The following is a 19,057-nucleotide window of genomic DNA, read 5'->3' as shown; positions in this document are numbered from 1 at the left end:
TGATCCGTGGGCCGGTCAGGAGGCGACAGGCCGCGCCGTCAGCGTCGCCGGATCGAAGACGACTCGCTCGCGCGTACGCTCGATATCAGGGTCGGGAACCGGGATCGCCGACAGCAGCGCCTTCGTGTACGGGTGCTGCGGATTGTCGAAGACATCGTCCACATCGCCGTGCTCGACGAAGTCTCCGAGGTACATCACGGCGACGCGGTCGGCGATGTGACGGACGACGGACAGGTCGTGCGCGACGAACAGGTACGACAGCCCGAGCTTGACCTTGAGATCGTCGAGCAGGTTGATCACGCCGGCCTGGATCGACACGTCGAGCGCGGAGACCGGCTCGTCGAGCACCAGGATCTTCGGGTTGGTGGACAGAGCTCTGGCGATGCCGATTCGCTGACGCTGACCCCCCGAGAACGCCTGCGGGAAACGATCGCTGTGTGCGGGGTTGAGTCCCACGAGATCCATCAGCTCCTGCACACGGCGGTGAGCCTCGGCCTTCGAAGTGCCGATGGCCGACAACGGCTCCGAGATGATGTCCGCGACCGTCATACGGGGATCGAGCGCCCCCATCGGGTCCTGGAACACGATCTGGATGTCGCGTCGCAGCTCCCGCTCCACCTTGTGGCTGCGGATGTCGTTGACACTGGTGCCGGCGATGATGATGTCTCCGTCGGTCTGCTTGACCATGTCCATGATCTGCAGCAGCGTCGTCGTCTTGCCGGAACCGGACTCGCCGACGATGGCCAGGGTCTCGCCCTCGCGCACGTCGAAGCTGATGCCCTTGATCGCGTGCACCTCGCCGACCTTGCGCTTCAGGAACGACCCCTTGAGGAGCGGGAAGGTCTTGGTGAGATTCTTCACCTCGAGCGTGATGGGTCGCTCCTCGCGGGGCAGACGGGTCAGAGCGCTCTCCAGCTCCTCGCGCACCGGGTAGACGGGCAGGCCGCTGAGAAGGCCGCCGTCGGTGATCTCGTTCGCACGGATGCATGCGGCACGGTGCTCCTCGCCGCCGCCGGTGAGCACGGGCAGCAGCTCGGGCTCGCGGGTGCGGCAGGCATCCATGACGATGGGGCAGCGGTCGGCGAACGGGCACGCATCCGGGAGGTTGATCAGCAGCGGCGGGTTGCCCTTGATCGGCGTGAGCGGCTCCTTCTCGGCTTTGTCCACGCGGGGGATCGCACCGAGGAGGCCGATCGAGTACGGCATCCGCGTCTGATGGAACAGCTCGCGCACCGGCGCCTGCTCGACGGGCTTGCCTGCGTACATGACCATCACGTCGTCGGCCGTGCGGGCGACGACGCCCATGTCGTGGGTGATCATCATGACGGCCGCGCCGGTCTCGGCCTGGGCTTTCTCGATCAGGTCGAGGATCTGCGCCTGGATCGTCACGTCGAGAGCCGTGGTCGGTTCGTCGGCGATGATCAGCTTCGGGTTGTTGGCCATCGCGATGGCGATGACGACGCGCTGACGCATGCCACCGGAGAATTCGTGCGGGAAGGACTTCATCCGCTTCTCGGGCTCGGTGATGCCGACGAGCTTCAGGAGCTCGATCGACCGGGCGGTCGCGTCCTTGACGCTGAGGTTGCGGTGCACCGTCAGCGCCTCGATCAGCTGCGCACCGATCGTGTAGACGGGGGTGAGCGAGGTGAGCGGGTCCTGGAACACCATGGAGATCCCGTTGCCGCGGATGGCGGAGAGCTGGGTATCGGTCTTGCCCAGGAGCTCCTGACCGTCGAAGACGATCGAGCCGGTGACCTTGGCGTTCTCGTCGAGCAGTCCCATCACGGCGAGGGAAGTGACCGACTTGCCCGAGCCCGACTCTCCGACGATGCCGAGCGTCTTTCCGGCTTCGAGGTCGAAGGAGACGCCGCGGACAGCGTCGACTCGACCGGACTCGGAGGCGAAGCTGACCTTGAGGTCGCGGACGGAGAGTACAGGGCTCATGCGCGGCCTCCTGCAGCCGAGGTGGGATCGAGGGCGTCGCGCAGTCCGTCGGCGATGAGTGCCATGGAGACGGTGAGCAGGGTCAGGACGAGCGCGGGGAAGTAGAACAGCCAGGGGGAGCTGATGATGGAGGAGCTGCCCTCGCCGATCAGCGAACCGAGCGAGACGTCGGGGATCTTGACGCCGAAGCCGATGAACGACAGGCCGGTCTCGGTCGTCACGGCGGCGACGATGCCGAGGGTGAAGTTGATCACCAGCAGCGATCCGATGTTCGGGATCAGATGCCGGGTCACGATGCGCAGGCCGCGCACGCCCATGTAGCGCGCTGCCTGCACGTACTCGCGCTCGCGCAGCGAGAGTGTCATGGTCCAGATGATGCGAGCCGGGAAGAACCAGCCGACGAAGATCATCACGAAGGCGATCACCCACCACACGCCACCGGAGTCGTTCGAGATGATCGACAGCAGCAGGAAGGTCGGGACGACCATCATGAAGTGGATGAAGAGCAGAGCGAACCGCTCGAACCAGCCGCCGAAGTAGGCAGCGGCTGTGCCGACGAGGGCAGAGAGAATCGTGGTGCCGACGGAGACGGTGACAGCGATCATGAGAGAGCGCTGCAGACCGATCGCCGTCTGCGTGTAGGTGTCGTTGCCAGCGCCGTTCGTGCCGAACCAATGCGCGGCGGACGGTGGCTGGCTCAATGCGAGGAAGTCCATGCTGTCGACCTGGTACTGCGACAGCAACGGTCCCAGTGTGGAGAACAGGATCAGGACGAGGAGGACGATGACGCCACCGACGGCCGGCTTGTTGCGCATGAACCGGCGGGTGTAGAGCGTCCACTTGGACAGCGACTTGCTTGATGCCCGATCGGCGGTCGGCGGGGCTGCCGGCGGCTCGACGAGGGGGTCGATCATATCGGTGGTCATGGTCAGCTCACCCTCACTCGCGGGTCGAGAACGACGACGACGATGTCGGCGAGCACTGCGCCGATCGCGGTCAGCACGGCGCCGAAGGCGGCGACGGCGACCACGCCGTTGATGTCGTTGTTGTTGATGGTGTCGAGGAAGTACCGCCCCATGCCCTGCCAGGCGAAGATCCGCTCCGTCAGGACGGCGCCCGTGAAGATCGTCGGGATCGTGAAGGCGACCTGCGTGGCCACCGGGATGAGCGACGTTCGCAGGGCGTGCTTCCGGATCGCCTGCGACTTGGTCAGGCCCTTGGCGCGGGCGGTGCGCACGTAGTCGGCATTGATGTTGTCGAGCAGGAGCGACCGCTGCAGGAAGTGGTACTGGGCGTACCCGACGATCACGAGCGCGATCGTGGGAAGAGTGAGGTGCTGCAGGGTGTCTACGAGGACGGGGAAGAACCCCGTCACCCCGGGACTCGACGAACCGGTGACGTAGAAGATGCGGACGCCGGTCCACTCGTTGAGGGCGATCGCGAGGAGGACCACGGCGAGGCCGGCGACGATGATGTTCACGTTCATCGTGATGATCGACGTCGCCTGACCGATGCGGTCGGCGAGCTTGTACTGTCGCGATGCCGTGTAGACGCCCAGCCAGATGCCGAGCACCGCTGCGATGATCGTCGCGCCGAGCACCAGCTCGGCACTGACCCACATGCGGTACGACACCTGCTCGTTGACCGACTGCCCCGTGGGGCTCACGCCCCAGTCCCAGCGGAAGAGGATGCCGCTGAACCAGTTCCACCACCGCTCGATCAGCGGGACGGTGTCGCTGAGGTTGCGCGGGATCAGGACGTTGTCGATCTGCTCAGGGGAGAGCGGAGGCCGTCGCCCGACATAGTTGCTGCGCGGATCGAGGAAGCCCCACGCCAGGAAGAACGTGAGGTTCGTGGCGACCACGATCATGAGCAGCCAGCCGAGTGCTCGGCGCAAGAGGTACTTGATCAAGGGGGGTAAGTCTTTCTCTTCTACAGACGCGCTCGGGATCTGCCGACGCAACGCTGAGTCAGTTGGATACACAATCGCCATCCACCGAACTCTGCGACGCGACGACCATCACGGGGTGTATGACGGAGTCTTATCGCTTACGGGATCCGGTGTCACGGATTTTCCCTGGCAACTTCGGGAGACTATCACCGGTATGGCCGAATCGGGGATTAGCCTCCCCTGACCGTACAATCGAGTGGACATGTCCCCACGCGCTCTCACCCCTCTTCAGCCTGCCGCGACGCCGGCTGCGCAGATCCGTAATTTCTGCATCATCGCCCACATCGACCACGGCAAGTCGACGCTCGCCGACCGCATGCTCCAGATCACGGGCGTCGTCTCGGATCGCGACATGCGCGCGCAGTACCTCGACCGCATGGACATCGAGCGTGAGCGCGGCATCACCATCAAGAGCCAGGCGGTCAGGATGCCCTGGGAGCTCGATGGGCAGACCGTCGCGTTGAACATGATCGACACCCCGGGTCACGTCGACTTCACCTACGAGGTGTCCCGGTCCCTCGCCGCCTGCGAGGGCGCGATCCTGCTCGTCGACGCCGCGCAGGGCATCGAAGCGCAGACCCTCGCGAACCTCTACCTCGCGCTCGAGAACGATCTCCACATCATCCCGGTGCTGAACAAGATCGATCTGCCGGCGGCCGACCCGGAGAAGTACGCGAAGGAGCTGGCCTCCCTCATCGGCGGAAAGCCGGAAGACGTGCTGCGGGTCTCCGGCAAGACCGGCGCCGGCGTGGAGGACCTGCTCGACAGGCTCGTCCAGGAGATCCCGGCGCCGAAGGGTGACGCGGATGCTCCGGCCCGCGCCATGATCTTCGACTCGGTGTACGACGCCTACCGCGGCGTCGTCACGTACGTCCGCATGATCGACGGCAGCCTGTCGCCCCGCGAGCGCATCCAGATGATGTCGACCGGCGCGAACCATGAGGCTCTCGAGGTCGGCGTGTCCAGCCCGGAGCCGACTCCCACCAAGGGGCTGGGGGTCGGCGAGGTCGGCTACCTCATCACCGGCGTGAAGGATGTCCGTCTCTCCAAGGTCGGCGACACGATCACGAACGCCCGCAAGCCCGCATCCGAAGCGCTCCCCGGGTACACCGACCCGAAGCCGATGGTGTTCTCGGGCATCTACCCGATCGACGGCAGCGACTATGCGGAACTCCGCGAGGCCCTGGACAAGCTGAAGCTCTCCGATGCCTCCCTGCAGTACGAGCCGGAGACCTCGGTCGCCCTCGGGTTCGGATTCCGATGCGGCTTCCTCGGACTCCTGCACCTGGAGATCGTGACCGAGCGTCTTGCGCGGGAGTTCGGACTCGACCTCATCACCACGGCACCCAGCGTGATCTACGAGGTGCTCACCAGCGACACCGGCGAGACCGTCACCGTCACGAACCCGAGCGAGTACCCCGATGGGCGGATCGGCTCGGTGTCGGAGCCCATGGTCAAGGCAGCCATCCTGCTGCCCAAGGACTACGTCGGCACCGTCATGGAGCTGTGCCAGTCGCGTCGCGGCACATTGCTCGGCATGGAGTACTTCTCCGAGGAGCGCGTCGAGCTGCGCTACAACATGCCGCTCGGCGAGATCGTCTTCGACTTCTTCGATCAGCTGAAGTCGAAGACCCAGGGCTATGCGTCGCTCGACTACGAGCCTTCAGGTCAGCAGGAAGCGGACCTGGTGAAGGTCGACATCCTCCTGCAGGGGGAGAAGGTCGATGCCTTCAGCTCGATCGTGCACCGCGACAAGGCCTACGCCTACGGCACGATGATGGCGGAGCGGCTGCGCAAGCTCATCCCTCGTCAGCAGTTCGAGGTGCCGATCCAGGCCGCGATCGGTGCGCGCATCATCGCCCGCGAGACGATCCGCGCGATCCGCAAGGACGTGCTGGCCAAGTGCTACGGCGGTGACATCACCCGCAAGCGCAAGCTCCTCGAGAAGCAGAAGGAGGGCAAGAAGCGCATGAAGATGGTGGGTCGCGTCGAGGTGCCGCAGGAGGCGTTCATCGCTGCGCTCTCCGGCGACGTCGAAGGCAAGGAAAAGAAGTAGCCGGTGCCGTTCCCGGCGTATGAGCGCGGGATGACGCGCGGCCCGATCCGCGCGGTGCCGAAGGGCATGCGACTCTCCGAGCGTTCGACGGTCGTCGGCCCTGCCGCGCGAGCTGCGGTCGCCGCGCTGGTGAGCTCGTGGGAGTTCAAGCGCCGCGCGGGATTCGAAGTCCCTTCCGGTGCGCCTGCCGCGGGCGTCGAGGGCGTGCTCGCGAAGCGTCTGATCGGTATTCGATTCGTGGAGCCCGTACGCGTCGTCTGGGCGGATGAGAGCGGCTTCGGCTACGAGACCCGTCCTGGGCATCCGATCTACGGCGAGGAGTCGTTCCTGATCGACGAGCACGGTGTTTTCGTCGCGCGATCGGTCTCGCGTCCTTCGACGTGGTTCTGGCGATTGCTGGCGCCGGCACTCCTGCTGCTGCAGCGATCCACGCACGGCCGGTACATCCGCATCGTCCAGGACGAGGCGGGGTCGTCGTCGGTCTCACGCTGAGCCACGATGTGACGCTCCGCGGCGCGTGGGGGTGTTCGCTCAGGTAACCCGAAGTAGGGTGGAAGTCATGCGGCGCGGGACTTTCCGAGACGACACGGTGGACTATGCGGCCGTGGGTGCGACCCATGCTCCGGATCTGATGCAGTACCCGCCGGAGCGCAGCATCCCGGCGGAGGAATCCTGGCGGATCGGCAGCGGGATCGAACGCTTCCAGACCGCCGGCGAAGCGCTTCTGTCGTGGACGGCCCAGCGCGCTGCCGGCCTCACGGTCGAAGACGTGCGACCCGCACCGGGACCGGCCTACGCGGGCGTGAGCTTCGATGCCGAGGGCAACCCGATCGCTCCGAGCAAGCGCGACGTCGAGCAGCGCTACGACGCGGAGGGCATGCCGTTCGTCGGCGCGGGGATGACCCTGCACCTCCGCGGGCGCGTCGCGGGCATGCGAGCCGACTCCGAGCTCCGCGTGATCTCCGTCACGGAGGAGACTCGTCGTGTCGGGTTCGTCCTCGGAACCGTCGGCGGATCGGTGGTCAGCGGAGAAGAGTCGTTCGACGTGGACTGGCGTGAAGACAACGACGAGGTGTGGTTCACCGTGCGCGCCTTCGATGCGCCGAACGGCCTGCTCTATCGCACGATCCCCGCTCTCGTGAAGCGTCGCCGCCGCGAGCTCTTCGCACGCTATCTTCGGGCGATCTCCCCGCTGTACGCGACTCCCGTCTGATGGCGGGACCACTTCCTCTCGGAGACCCCGCCCCGGCGGACGGACGCTTGCCGGCAGATCTTCGGATCGATGAGCACGTGCCGTTCTCCGCCTACCTGCACATCCCGTTCTGCACGGTGCGCTGCGGCTACTGCGACTTCAACACCTACACCTCGACCGAGCTGCGCGGGGCGAAGCAGGAGGACTACGCGTCGACGTTGATCTCGGAGATCGCCCTCGCTCGTCGAGTGCTGGATGACGCGGGAGCGCTGCGGCCGATGGATACCGTGTTCTTCGGTGGTGGTACTCCCACGCTCCTCCCCGCCGGCGACCTCGCACGCATGCTCGGAGCGGCGACCGATGCGTTCGGCCTGGCGGAGGGCGCGGAGGTCACGGTCGAGGCGAACCCCGACACGGTGACGCCCGAGGTGGCGCACACCTTGGCACGAGCAGGAGTCACGAGGATGTCGGTCGGCATGCAGTCTGCCGTTCCCCACGTGCTCGCCGCCCTCGACCGCACGCACCGCCCGGAGAACGTGCGTACGGCCGTCGCCGCCGCGAAGGATGCGGGCCTCGCCGTGAGTGTGGACCTGATCTACGGAGCACCGGGGGAGTCCCTCGCCGACTGGCAGGCGTCGCTCGATGCCGCACTCGCGCTGGAGCCGGACCACATCTCCGCCTACGCGCTCATCATCGAAGACGGAACCAAGCTCGCGCGTCAGATCCGCCGCGGGGAGGTGCCGACCCCTGACGACGATCTCCAGGCCGACATGTACGAGCTCGCCGACGACCGCCTCGCTGCCGGCGGCTTCGACTGGTACGAGGTGAGCAACTGGGCCCGCACGCCCGATCGCCGCTCCCGACACAACCTCGCGTACTGGCGGGGGAATGACTGGTGGGGCTTCGGTCCCGGAGCGCACAGCCACGTCGCGGGTCTGCGCTGGTGGAACGTGAAGCACCCCGCGGCCTACGCCCAGCGCCTTGCGGCATCCGAGTCGCCGGCAGCAGGTACGGAGCGCCCGGACGACGACTCGCGCACGCTCGAGCGGATCCTGCTCCTCAGCCGCATCCGCGAGGGGATCGCGATCGACGACGTGCCGCCCGCGAACAGGAGCAGGGTCGCCGGACTCATCGCCGACGGTCTCGTCGAACCACTCGCAGCGCTCCAGGGGCGCGTGCAGCTGACGCTGCGCGGTCGCCTGCTCGCCGATGCCGTCGTTCGCGAGCTGACCGACTGAAGCCCGACGCCGACGAGTCTGTCAGCCGACGAGTCTGTCAGCCGGGAAGCAGATCCATCCCGGTCATGCGTCTCTGCGGCACCGTCGTGCTCCGGGTGTCGAACACGCGCGTGAGGCGCTCGCGACCGTAGGCCGGCCAGCCCGGATCGCCAGACGTCACGAACCCGACCCACGCCGCATTCATCTCGGTCGCGAGGTCACGCGGAGCGTCAGGACCTGCCAGACGTGCGGCTTCCTCGTCATCGAGGCGATCGAACACGAACCCCAGCTCGAGCGCGTGCGCTGCGCGGAGATCGCGGACAGGACTCCGCCAGGCGAACTCGTAGACGTGCGTCTTCTCCGGGCGCGCGGCTGCCACCCGGCTCAGTGGTGCACGCAGCATCACGTCCGTGATGAGCTGCCCCAGGATCTCGCCAGCGCCGGCGCCGGGGAATGCGGACCGATAGGCCGTCACCGCACGTCGAGGGATGCGGGAGAACAGCCGCGCGGCCTGCAGTCTCAGCTCCCCGATGCCTGCCAGCACCTCTGGGGGGAACCAGAGCCGATACTCGTCGGTGTTGCTCCCGATGAGTATCGGGGTGTCTATCTCGCGAAGCACCTCGTGCGGTGACCGGGGGAGGCTCTCGGGGTCGATGGCGATCTGGAACGCCGGAGCCCCGCCGAGGGGAGACGATCCGACGGATTGAGCCTTCCGTGCGTCCAACAGCCGCTCAGGCGTCAGAGCGGCGAAGGAATCGCGGTCAGCGCGTACTCCGAGTCGCTTCGCGAGCCGGGCCGTCACACGTCCCGCTTTCTTCGGAATCTGCGCCTGAAGCGGGCCGGACTCGATGATGGCGCGACTGATCAGTGCGCGGGAGTCCGTCCGAGCGAGGAGTCCGGCGACGATGGCTCCACCGGCGGACTCGCCCATCGCCGTTATCTGTGTCGGGTCGCCGCCGAAAGCGACGACCTCACGGTGCACCCACTCGAGGGCAGCGGCGGCATCGCGCAGTCCGAGGTTCCGCGGGGCGCCCTCCAGGACGGAGAACCCCTCTGAGCCGAGTCGGTAGTTGATCGACACGAAGACGATTCCCGCCTGCGCGAAGACCGCACCGTCATAGAGCGGAAGCGCGGCGGTGCCGCGCTCGAGCGCGCCGCCATGGATCCAGAGCAGCACGGGGGCGCCGGATGCGTCGGACGGAGCCCAGACGTTCGCCGTGAGGATGTCGTCTCCGTCGATCCGCACCGAGCCGAGCAGCTCGCCGATGGCGCCCGCATACGGAACCTGCGGCGGAGTGGGGCCGAACTCCAGTGCGTCGCGCACGCCGTCCCAGGTCGAGACAGGCTGCGGTTCGCGGAACCTGTTCTCGCCGAACGGCGCCATGGCGTACGGGATGCCGAGGTAGCGGGCGACCCCCGCCTCCTCAGAGCCACGGATGATGCCGCTCGACAGGGTGGCGCGCGGGGAGGATGTCATGAGCGTCATCCTAGAGTCGTCCGTCCGCGGTACGGAGAACCCGGAGCTGCACGGGGTAGGATTGGCACTCTGAACGTCCGAGTGCCAGCGGAAGGGAAGGGCGATGGTCACAGAGCGAGGGCTGCAGGTTCTCCGCGCGATCGTGCAGGACTACGTCGAGACCCACGAGCCCGTCGGAAGCCGGTCCATCGTCGACAGGCATTCCTTCGGCGTCTCGGCCGCCACGATCCGAAACGACATGGCGCTGCTCGAGGATGAAGAGCTGATCACCGCTCCGCACACCTCGTCGGGGAGGGTCCCCACAGACAAGGGCTACCGCGTCTTCGTGAATCATCTCGCCCAGTTGCGCCCGCTCTCCTCGGCACAGCGTTCGGCGATCGAGTCGTTCCTGGGCGAACCGGCCGATCTCGACGACCTGATGGTGCGCACGGTGCGGGTGCTGACGCAGCTGACGGGTCAGGTCGCGCTCGCGCAGTATCCGTCGTTCGCGCGCGCGCACGTGACGCATGTCGAACTGGTGGCCCTGGCGCCGAACCGACTCCTGATCGTGCTGGTCACCGATGCCGGCGGCGTTTCCCAGCGGATCGCCCTTCTGCCGGAGATCATCGACGAGTCCGACCTCGCGGTGCTGCGTGCACGCCTGTCGTCGTTGATCACCGGGCAGGGCATCGGTGAGGCATCCGACCGTCTCCAGCTGCTGCTCGGGGCGGAGGACAAGCCTCAGGACGCGGTGCTCCGCACGCTCGCCGGCGTCGTCGTCGACGAGCTCGGCGGCTTCCGTCAGGAACGTCTGGTGATGGCGGGGGCGGCGACCCTCGCGCGTCGGGAACAGGATTTCCGCGGGAGCATCCATCCGCTTCTCGAGGCGATCGAGGAGCAGGTGACGCTGCTGCGACTGATGAGCGAGATGGTGACCGACGAGCACGGGCTCGCGGCCAGCATCGGCACAGAGAATGCCCCCTTCGGCCTCGGTGAGGCGTCGATCGTGGCCAGCAACTACGCCGCACCCAGCGGCACGGCGCGAGTCGGCGTGATGGGGCCGACGCGCATGGACTACCCGAGCAATCTCGCCGCAGCGCGGGCCGTGGCCCGCTACCTGTCGCGGATGCTCGACGAAGACGAGGCCGGCCGCTGACGCGGTCGCCACGAGAACACACGCAGAAAGGCGATTGTGGCGGACCACTATGAGGTTCTCGGGGTGTCCCGGGACGCTTCCACCGATGAGATCAAGAAGGCGTACCGACGCCTCGCCCGGCAGCTGCACCCGGATGTGAACCCCGGGGACGACGCTGCGGAGAAGTTCAAGCTCGTCACGCATGCGTACGATGTCCTCAGCGACGACGAGTCACGCCGTCGCTACGACATGGGCGGCGGAGACGGCGCCGCGGGGAACTTCGGCGGCTTCGGCGGTTTCGGCGACATCTTCGAGACCTTCTTCGGCGCTTCTCAGGGGGGAGGGCGCGGTGCGCGTCCGCGGTCGCGTCGGGAGCGGGGTCAGGATGCCCTCGTCCGGGTCACGCTCGATCTCGGCGACGTCGTGTTCGGCGCGCATCGGGACATCGAGGTCGACACCGCCGTGCTGTGCGAGACGTGTCAGGGGTCGTGCTGTCAGGAAGGCACCTCGCCCGTCACGTGCGACATCTGCGGCGGCTCCGGCCACGTGCAGCGTCAGGTGCGCAGCCTTCTCGGCAACGTGGTGACCTCTCAGCCCTGCGGTACCTGCGAAGGGTACGGCACGACCATCCCGTATCCCTGCGGCACCTGTGGTGGGCAGGGCCGCGTGCGTTCGCGCAGAACGGTGTCGCTCGACATCCCCGCCGGTGTCGAGACGGGGCTCCGCCTGCAGCTTCCCGGTTCCGGTGAGGTCGGCAAAGCGGGCGGACCGAACGGTGACCTGTACGTCGAGGTGACCGTCAACCCGCACGCGGCGTTCAGTCGCGAGGGAGACGACCTGCTCGCGACCCTCGAGGTGTCGATGACCGATGCGATCCTCGGTACCGAGACCAAGATCCAGGCACTCGACGGCGAGGTCGACCTCGAGATCCGTCCCGGTGTGCAGTCCGGTGACGTGCTCACGATCAAGGGACGGGGCATCACCCCGCTCCGCGGCACCCAGCGTGGCGATCTGCGGGTCGGCGTCCAGGTGCTGACCCCGACCCGGCTGGACTCCGCGCAGCGCGCGCTGATCGAGGACTTCGCGAAGAAGGCGAAGTCGCCGGAGCCCCAGCTGGCTCAGTTCCAGCAGGGACTCTTCTCCAAGCTCCGCGACCGCTTCCGCAGCCACTGATCATGGCACTGCACTTCCTCGTCGAATCGTCGACGGATGCCCGAGTCGGCGACCTGGTGTCGTTGACCGGAGCCGAAGCCAAGCACGCGGCCGTCGTCCGTCGTCTTCGCGTCGGTGAGGCAGTCACCGTCGGAGACGGCGCGGGCGTGTGGCTGACCGGTGGGGCAGAGGAGGTGTCTCCTTCTCGTGTGGAGGTCCGTGTCGCGGAGCGCGTCGAGCACCCCGCCCCGACGCCTCGGGTCGTCCTGGTCCAGGCTCTCGCGAAAGGAGATCGCGATGAGCTCGCCGTGCAGGCGGCGTGCGAGCTCGGCGTCGACGAGATCGTTCCCTGGCAGGCGAGTCGGAGCGTCTCGCGGTGGGAGGGCCCGAAGGCGGTGAAGGGACGAGAGCGCTGGGCGACGATCGTCCGCGAGGCCGCCAAGCAAGCCCACCGGGCCTGGGTGCCCGCCGTCGCATCACCGGTCTCGACGGCTCAACTCACGGAGCGAGCAGCCTCGCAGCGCCTTCTGCTGCTCGACCCGACGGCGCCCACGCGACTGTCGGAGATAGAGCCGGACGGCCGCGACCTGGTGCTGGTGGTGGGACCGGAGGGCGGGATCTCGGACGAGGAGCTGCGCCGCCTGACGGAGGCGGGGGCCGAGCGCGTGCTCCTCGGAGAGACGGTGCTCCGTACCTCGACCGCGGGCCCGGCCGCGATCGCCGTGCTGTCGGTGGCGCTCGGTCGATGGTGACCCCGCCCGACCGGCACGCGACGGGCTCGAGGTCGTCATCACGCTGCGGTCAGTAGACTTGACGATATGACGGAACCCTCGATCTTCACGCGCATTCTGAACGGGGAGATCCCTGCCGAGATCATCGGCGAGACCGACCGGCTGTTCGCGCTGCGCGACATCGCCCCGCAGGCGCCCGTGCATCTGCTCGTGGTGCCGAAGTCCGCAGAGTATCGAGATGTCGTCGAGGTCGCGGCCGCAGATCCCTCTCTGCTCGCCGAGATGGTCGCTTTCGCGGGCGAGCTCGCGGCGGAGCACACGGAGGACGGCGACTTCCGCCTCGTCTTCAATACCGGCGCGAACGCCGGACAGACCGTTTTCCACGTCCACGCGCACGTGCTGGCCGGCGGATTGACTGAGAAGAGTGTCGGTGCCTGAGAACCACGAACCCCAGCAGCGGAGCCTGGGCGACCGGCCTCCCGAGACGGTCGAGAAGATCTACGCGGACGGCGTCGCCATGGTGCAGCTGCTCGGACCGCAGGACCGGCTGCTGCGGATGCTGGAGCGTGAGCACCGCGATGTGCAGGTCCTCGTCCGTGGCAACGAGATCACCCTCAGCGGTGGCACCGAAGCGGTCGCGAAGGCGAGGGCGCTGGTCGAGGAGCTGCTCGCGATGACGAAGGCCGGGCAGGATCTGGCGCCGAGCGATGTGTCCAGTTCCGCACGGATGCTGCGTCAGGAAGGTGGGCCGCGCCCCAGCGAGGTTCTCGGCGAGGCGATCCTGACCACGCGCGGCAAGGTCATCCGTCCGAAGACGCTGGGGCAGAAGGAGTATGTGGACGCGATCGAGGAGAACACGATCGTGTTCGGCATCGGTCCGGCCGGTACGGGCAAGACCTACCTCGCGATGGCGAAGGCCGTCCAGGCGCTCCAGCGCAAGGAGGTCACCAGGATCATCCTCACCCGCCCCGCGGTCGAAGCGGGAGAGCGGCTCGGCTTCCTCCCCGGCACGCTCACCGACAAGATCGATCCGTACCTCCGCCCGCTGTACGACGCTCTCAACGAGATGATGGACCCCGAGATCGTCCCTCGTCTGATGGCGACCGGCACGATCGAGGTGGCGCCCCTCGCCTACATGCGCGGCCGTACCCTCAACGACTCGTTCGTCGTTCTCGACGAGGCTCAGAACACCACACCCGAACAGATGAAGATGTTCCTCACGCGTCTCGGCTTCGGCACGCGGATGGTCGTCACTGGCGACATCACGCAAGTCGACCTGCCGCAGGGATCATCGGGACTCCGCCTGGTCACCCGAGTGCTCGACGGCATCGATGACATCCATTTCTCCCGTCTCACCAGCGACGACGTGGTACGGCACTCGCTGGTCGGACGCATCGTCGACGCGTACAGCGAGTACGACGAGAAGCGCACCGCACAGCGATTCGAGCGCGAGCAGGCGGCAGAATTCGCCAACCGTGCCGATCGCAGGGGAGCACAACGACCAGGACCGCGTGATCGCGCCCCGAAACGAGGACTCTCATGATCGAGATCAACAACGAGTCGGCCATCGTCGTCGACGAGACCGTGCTGCAGCGACTGACCGATTTCAATCTCGCGCAGCTGCATGTCAGCCCTGACGCCGAGGTGGCCATCGTCCTCGTCGACGAGGGCGCCATGGAGGCGCTCCACGTGCAGTGGATGGATGAGCCCGGCCCCACCGACGTGCTGAGCTTCCCGATGGATGAGCTGCGCCCCGGCACCGAGGACCGCCCGACCGCCCCCGGCCTGCTCGGAGACATCGTGCTCTGCCCCCAGGTGGCCGAGACGCAGGCGCAGGCGGCAGGACACACCCTGATGGATGAGCTCATCCTGCTCACGACACACGGTCTGCTGCACCTCCTCGGCTTCGATCACGCCGAGCCCGACGAGGAGCGTGAGATGTTCGGACTGCAGAAGGAGCTGATCCAGGGTTTCGCGGCTGCTGAACGCCGACGATGACTGCTGTTCTGCTCCTGATCGCCGCCGTGCTGCTCGTGGCGTTCGGCGGTCTCATGGCCGCGATCGATGCGGCGTACGGGGTGACCTCGCGTGCCGGACTCGCCGACATGGCGACGGAGGGCCGCAGAGCCAGGGCACTGGAGCGTATCGCCTCCGACCTCGACGCCCATGTGAACGCAGTGGCGTTCATCCGCGTCCTCGCAGAGGTGACGGCCGCCGTTCTCGTGACGGTCGCCTTCACCATCCTGATCGAGAACAACTGGTGGGCGATGCTCGCCGCCGCGGTGCTCATGACGGCGATCACCTTCGTGCTCGTGGGAGCGAGCCCGCGGTCGTTCGGACGTCAGCACGCCGAGGGCATGATCCGCGGCACCGCGTCGATCGTGCGCGGGCTCCGCATCATCCTCGGCCCCCTCGCGCAAGGCCTGGTGCTGCTGGGGAACCGGGTCACCCCCGGCACAGGACGCAGTTCCTTCACCAGCGAGGATCAGCTGCTGAGCATGGTCGACGAGGCGGCGTCGAACGATCTCATCGAAGAGGACGACCGCGACCTCATCCACTCCGTCTTCGACTTCACCGATCAGTTCGTCCGCGCCGTGATGGTGCCGCGCACCGAGATGGTGACGGTCGATGCCACGGCGACGACCGACGAGGCGATGTCGCTCTTCCTGAACCGCGGCGTGTCCCGGATGCCGGTCGTCGACGACGAGGCCGATGACGTCGTGGGAGTGCTGTACCTCAAGGATCTCGTCCAGTTCGCCTACCGTGATGACAGTGCGTGGCGCGCGGCGTCGATCCGTCCGATCGCGAGGCCGGCGACCTTCGTCCCCGAATCGATGCGAGCGGAGACCCTCCTGCAGCAGATGAAGCGCGATGCCGTGCACGTCTGTCTGGTGATCGATGAGCACGGCGGGATCTCGGGCCTCGTGACTCTCGAGGACCTCATCGAGGAACTCGTCGGCGAGATCTCCGACGAGTACGATCAGGTATCGGCGGAGTTCGTCGATCTCGGTCACGGACGATACCGCGTGAGTGCTCGCCTCTCACTCGAAGACGTCGGCGATCTGTTCGGGCTCGAGCTCGAGGACGAGGACGTGGATTCGATCGGCGGTCTGCTCGGCAAGGCGCTGGGACAGGTTCCCCAGCCCGGCGCAACGGCGACCGTGGAAGGTCTGGTGCTCACCGGCGGTGCGTCGCGCGGGCGTGGAAGAGGCATCGCGACGGTGTTCGTGGAACGTGCGGCGGGCGAACCCGACGCTTCGCAGGATGAAGGAGATCGACACGATGACTGACGACACCCGAAGCGGTTTCGTGACCTTCGTCGGCCGCCCCAACGTCGGGAAGTCGACGCTCACGAACGCCCTCGTCGGCGAGAAGATCGCGATCACGAGCGAGAAGCCGCAGACGACGCGTCGCGCTATCCGCGGCATCGTCAATCGCCCGGAGGGGCAGCTCGTCATCGTGGACACCCCGGGAATCCACAAGCCGCGCACGCTGCTCGGTGAGCGCCTGAACGACCTCGTGGAGCAGGTGCTGGGCGACGTCGATGTCATCGGCTTCTGCGTTCCGGCGAACGAGAAGGTCGGGCCGGGGGACAGGCGGATCGCCGCGTCCCTCGACGGGTATCCGCGCGCGAAGAAGATCGCGATCGTGACCAAGATGGATGCGGCCGGCCGTGACGAGGTCACGGAGCGTCTGCTCGAGGTCGATTCGCTGCGTGAGGACTGGGCCGCGGTCGTCCCGCTGTCCGCCCTCACCCGCGAGCAGCTCGACGTGCTGTCGGACGAGATCCTGACGCTGATGCCCAAGGGCCCTGCGCTGTACCCGGAGGGCATCACGACCGACGAGTCGCAGGAGGACCGGATCGCCGAGATGATCCGCGAGGCCGCCCTCGAGGGCGTGCGCGACGAGCTTCCGCATTCGATCGCCGTCGTCATCGACGACATCGCGCCGAGGGAGGGTACCGATCTCACCGACGTGCACGCATCCATCGTCGTGGAGCGCGACAGCCAGAAGGCGATCATCATCGGGCACAAGGGCAAGCGGCTCAGCGAAGTGGGCGCGCGAGCGCGTGCGGGCATCGAGGAACTGCTGGGGACGCGCGTCTTCCTCGGGCTGCACGTGAAGGTCGCGAAGGAGTGGCAGCGCGACCCGAAGCAGCTCGGTAGGCTCGGGTTCTGAGATGACATCCGGCACCACGTCGATGGCGGCGGGAAGGCCGCCGACCCCGGCGACATGAGCGGCCGCAGCGAAGACCCGAATCCGCTGCGCGACGAGGTCTTCAGCCGGGTGTTCGACGAACACTGGGCAGCAGTTCGACACCACATCGAGGGTGTGGTCGACGCCGAGGCCGAGGTCACCGAGATCGTCTCGGAGGTCTTCCTGCTCGCGTGGACGAAGCTGCGCCCTGCACGTCCGCCGAGTCGGGTCTGGCTCCTGCGGGCGGCGGATCGGCGACTGCAGGCCCGCTCCGGTCGTACGTCCGCACCGCACGGTGTGTTCGATGCCGTGCGGCTCGGAGTCTCCGGCGAGGACGGCGAACCCGATCCTGTCGGCAGGGTGGCGGTCATGCGGGCTTTGGCTGTCCTCACTCCCCGCCAAAGGCGTATCATCATGCTCACGTACTGGGACGGACTCACGGTGGGGGAGATCGCGGAGTTGTCGCGCACTTCCGAGTTCCGGGTGCGGAAGTCGCTGGGACGTGCGCGGGAACGCCTGCGTGCGGAGCTGGGTCTGGAGGGGCTGATAACGGGTGATGATTGACGACGCCGTACTCGAACGGATGCTGATCGACGCCGATCCCGCACCGACACCGCGTGAAGCGGCGCCCGATGCCCGGGCTCTCGCGACCAGGGACCGTATCCTCCGCACGAGCGCGGCGCCCCGCAGGCGACGTCGGCAGGCCCTCGGCTGGGCCTCCGGGCTGACGGCGGTCGCCGCATCGACCGCCCTGGCCTTCGCGGTCTTCTCACCTCAGAGTGCCGCGGTGGCGGGGATGCCATCGCCTCTCGACTTCGAAGGCTCGACCACGGTCACGCAGATGGTGGACGACGCCGACACCGCTCTCGCCGGTTCGACCGGACCCGCAGCACCGGAGCGCGCTGTCCGGACCGCTTTCTGGGGGTTCTCGGTCGAGGTCGAGGCGAAGGTCAGCAAGGTCGTCCCGCAGCTCTCCACGCTCACGTGGGAACCGGACGGCTCGGGTCGGATGACGATCATCGCCGGCGTCCCCTACGATCCAGAGGACGCGGTGGCGAGCAATGCCGCCGAGGTGACCAGCAGTGGAGAGGTCGTCACCGACCTCGTCATGGCTCCGGGCGATTTCTACACCCCGTGGACCGAGGTGCCAGGCGAGACGCGTCAGGACATGATCGCCATCCTCCGTGCCTTCGGCATGCCGGAGAACCCGACGGCGTACGACGTCGAGGTGGCTTTCACATCGGTCCTCGATCAGTGGACGCTCACGAACGCGCAGCACCGCGAGCTGCTCGCACTCCTCGAGGAGGCGCATGGCGGGGAAGCGCTGGGGATGACGAAGGATCGTCTGGGTCGGGATGTGAACGGCGTCAGGGTCATGTCTCCGGACGGTGCCGCCAGCGACCTGATCCTGGTCTCCCGTGACACCGGCAGGATCGTCGGCGTCGAACGCACGGTCCTGATCGCAGACGACGTCTTCGCCGCCGGTTCGATCATCTCGTATCAGATGTGGGACCTCGATGAGGAGGAGATCAGGTGAGGCGGACGAGTATCGTCGCCGCGGCACTGCTGAGCGCGCTGTCCCTTCTCAGCGCGGCACCGGCGCAGGCGGCTCTGCAGGGCGACGACGGTGTCGCTCCCGAGATCATCGCGATGCTCGAGGAAGTGCCCGGCGGTGTCATCATCGATTCGACGCATGCGGTGTGGCCCGCTCTCGGCATGGAGCTCTCGATCAGGTCGGTCTCCGCGAGGACGGCGCGTTCCGTGGGGAGCTGTGCGACCGACCGGTTCTGCGCCTACAGCGCCGGGTCGCTCGGCGGCAACAAGCTGACGTTCAGCGTGTGCAGCGTCAACACGATCCCCTCCACGTTCATCGCGAAGTCGGTCGCCAATGCGCGGGGCACCGGCTCTGTGCAGGCTCGAAACGGCACCACCACGGTCACCACAGTCAACGCGGGAAGCTGGGCGAACCTCGCAGGTGCGGTCAACAACCTCCGCTGCGTCCTCTGAGCAGGACCCGGCGATGTCG

19 protein-coding genes are annotated in these 19,057 nt (G+C 67.2%); 15 read left to right on the top strand and 4 right to left on the bottom strand.

Annotated features, from left to right (window positions below; all coding sequences use genetic code 11):
* Window positions 1–15 precede the first annotated feature (15 nt).
* Genes AB4070_RS03125 through AB4070_RS03115 form a run of 3 tightly spaced genes read right to left on the bottom strand, consistent with a single transcriptional unit; the run spans window position 16 to window position 3,856 of the window.
* On the bottom strand, window positions 16–1,944 hold the full coding sequence (locus tag AB4070_RS03125) for an ABC transporter ATP-binding protein (protein WP_441978849.1): 1,929 nt from the start codon (window positions 1,942–1,944) through the stop codon (window positions 16–18).
* The gene (locus tag AB4070_RS03120) at window positions 1,941–2,870 is read right to left on the bottom strand and encodes an ABC transporter permease (protein ID WP_441978848.1); all 930 of its coding nucleotides are present in this window, start codon (window positions 2,868–2,870) and stop codon (window positions 1,941–1,943) included. The genes AB4070_RS03125 and AB4070_RS03120 overlap by 4 nt, the downstream gene beginning before the upstream one ends.
* A gap of 2 nt (window positions 2,871–2,872) precedes the next feature.
* Window positions 2,873–3,856: an ABC transporter permease gene (locus AB4070_RS03115; RefSeq protein ID WP_046749205.1), complete on the bottom strand. Its 984-nt coding sequence runs from the start codon at window positions 3,854–3,856 to the stop codon at window positions 2,873–2,875.
* A 241-nt stretch (window positions 3,857–4,097) separates the two neighbouring features.
* Here AB4070_RS03115 and lepA point away from each other — a divergent pair, with 241 nt between their 5' ends.
* The 4 genes from lepA to hemW all read left to right on the top strand — a co-directional run bounded on the left by lepA (window position 4,098) and on the right by hemW (window position 8,381).
* Window positions 4,098–5,951 carry a translation elongation factor 4 gene (gene lepA / locus AB4070_RS03110; RefSeq protein WP_045264906.1) on the top strand — a complete coding sequence of 618 codons (1,854 nt, stop codon included), beginning with the start codon at window positions 4,098–4,100 and terminating at the stop codon, window positions 5,949–5,951.
* A gap of 30 nt (window positions 5,952–5,981) precedes the next feature.
* The gene (locus AB4070_RS03105; RefSeq protein WP_441978847.1) at window positions 5,982–6,443 is read left to right on the top strand and encodes a DUF1990 family protein; all 462 of its coding nucleotides are present in this window, start codon (window positions 5,982–5,984) and stop codon (window positions 6,441–6,443) included.
* Between the two features lie 67 nt (window positions 6,444–6,510).
* Entirely contained in the window at window positions 6,511–7,164 is a 654-nt protein-coding gene (locus tag AB4070_RS03100; protein ID WP_046749203.1) for a DUF1990 family protein, read from the top strand.
* Complete coding sequence (gene hemW, locus AB4070_RS03095) at window positions 7,164–8,381, top strand: radical SAM family heme chaperone HemW (protein ID WP_441978846.1); 1,218 nt, start codon at window positions 7,164–7,166, stop codon at window positions 8,379–8,381. Before AB4070_RS03100 ends, hemW begins: the two co-directional genes overlap by 1 nt.
* A 37-nt stretch (window positions 8,382–8,418) precedes the next feature.
* On the opposite strand, the gene AB4070_RS03090 is transcribed toward hemW, so the two are convergent.
* A complete protein-coding gene (locus tag AB4070_RS03090) occupies window positions 8,419–9,837 on the bottom strand; it encodes a carboxylesterase/lipase family protein (protein WP_441978845.1) in 1,419 nt (472 codons plus the stop codon).
* 103 nt (window positions 9,838–9,940) lie between these two features.
* On the opposite strand from AB4070_RS03090, the gene hrcA reads away from it, so the two are divergent.
* The 11 genes from hrcA (at window position 9,941) to AB4070_RS03035 (ending at window position 19,038) form a co-directional block, all read left to right on the top strand.
* Window positions 9,941–10,972: a heat-inducible transcriptional repressor HrcA gene (gene hrcA, locus AB4070_RS03085; protein ID WP_441978844.1), complete on the top strand. Its 1,032-nt coding sequence runs from the start codon at window positions 9,941–9,943 to the stop codon at window positions 10,970–10,972.
* Window positions 10,973–11,008: 36 nt separating this feature from the next.
* On the top strand, window positions 11,009–12,124 hold the full coding sequence (gene dnaJ / locus AB4070_RS03080) for a molecular chaperone DnaJ (RefSeq protein WP_061018470.1): 1,116 nt from the start codon (window positions 11,009–11,011) through the stop codon (window positions 12,122–12,124).
* Between the two features lie 2 nt (window positions 12,125–12,126).
* Window positions 12,127–12,855: a 16S rRNA (uracil(1498)-N(3))-methyltransferase gene (locus AB4070_RS03075; protein ID WP_441978843.1), complete on the top strand. Its 729-nt coding sequence runs from the start codon at window positions 12,127–12,129 to the stop codon at window positions 12,853–12,855.
* 66 nt (window positions 12,856–12,921) lie between these two features.
* The gene (locus AB4070_RS03070; RefSeq protein ID WP_441978842.1) at window positions 12,922–13,272 is read left to right on the top strand and encodes an HIT domain-containing protein; all 351 of its coding nucleotides are present in this window, start codon (window positions 12,922–12,924) and stop codon (window positions 13,270–13,272) included.
* A gap of 79 nt (window positions 13,273–13,351) precedes the next feature.
* Entirely contained in the window at window positions 13,352–14,377 is a 1,026-nt protein-coding gene (locus AB4070_RS03065) for a PhoH family protein (RefSeq protein WP_441979030.1), read from the top strand.
* Window positions 14,374–14,832, top strand: coding sequence for an rRNA maturation RNase YbeY (gene ybeY / locus AB4070_RS03060; protein ID WP_441978841.1), 459 nt, complete (start codon window positions 14,374–14,376; stop codon window positions 14,830–14,832). Before AB4070_RS03065 ends, ybeY begins: the two co-directional genes overlap by 4 nt.
* On the top strand, window positions 14,829–16,124 hold the full coding sequence (locus AB4070_RS03055) for a hemolysin family protein (RefSeq protein WP_441978840.1): 1,296 nt from the start codon (window positions 14,829–14,831) through the stop codon (window positions 16,122–16,124). The genes ybeY and AB4070_RS03055 overlap by 4 nt, the downstream gene beginning before the upstream one ends.
* Window positions 16,117–17,013 carry a GTPase Era gene (gene era, locus AB4070_RS03050; protein WP_046749411.1) on the top strand — a complete coding sequence of 299 codons (897 nt, stop codon included), beginning with the start codon at window positions 16,117–16,119 and terminating at the stop codon, window positions 17,011–17,013. The genes AB4070_RS03055 and era overlap by 8 nt, the downstream gene beginning before the upstream one ends.
* A gap of 54 nt (window positions 17,014–17,067) precedes the next feature.
* Complete coding sequence (locus AB4070_RS03045; RefSeq protein WP_441978839.1) at window positions 17,068–17,595, top strand: RNA polymerase sigma factor; 528 nt, start codon at window positions 17,068–17,070, stop codon at window positions 17,593–17,595.
* Window positions 17,588–18,568 (top strand): hypothetical protein, encoded by a 981-nt coding sequence (locus AB4070_RS03040; RefSeq protein ID WP_441979029.1) that lies wholly within the window; start codon window positions 17,588–17,590, stop codon window positions 18,566–18,568. Before AB4070_RS03045 ends, AB4070_RS03040 begins: the two co-directional genes overlap by 8 nt.
* Window positions 18,565–19,038: a hypothetical protein gene (locus AB4070_RS03035; RefSeq protein WP_441978838.1), complete on the top strand. Its 474-nt coding sequence runs from the start codon at window positions 18,565–18,567 to the stop codon at window positions 19,036–19,038. Before AB4070_RS03040 ends, AB4070_RS03035 begins: the two co-directional genes overlap by 4 nt.
* Window positions 19,039–19,057 lie beyond the last annotated feature (19 nt).

This window comes from Microbacterium sp. 2RAF4 (assembly GCF_052115285.1).
Lineage (GTDB): Bacteria > Actinomycetota > Actinomycetes > Actinomycetales > Microbacteriaceae > Microbacterium > Microbacterium oxydans.
The sequence above is the reverse complement of the archived record's forward strand: the minus strand, read 5'-3'. Positions and strand labels throughout refer to the sequence as shown.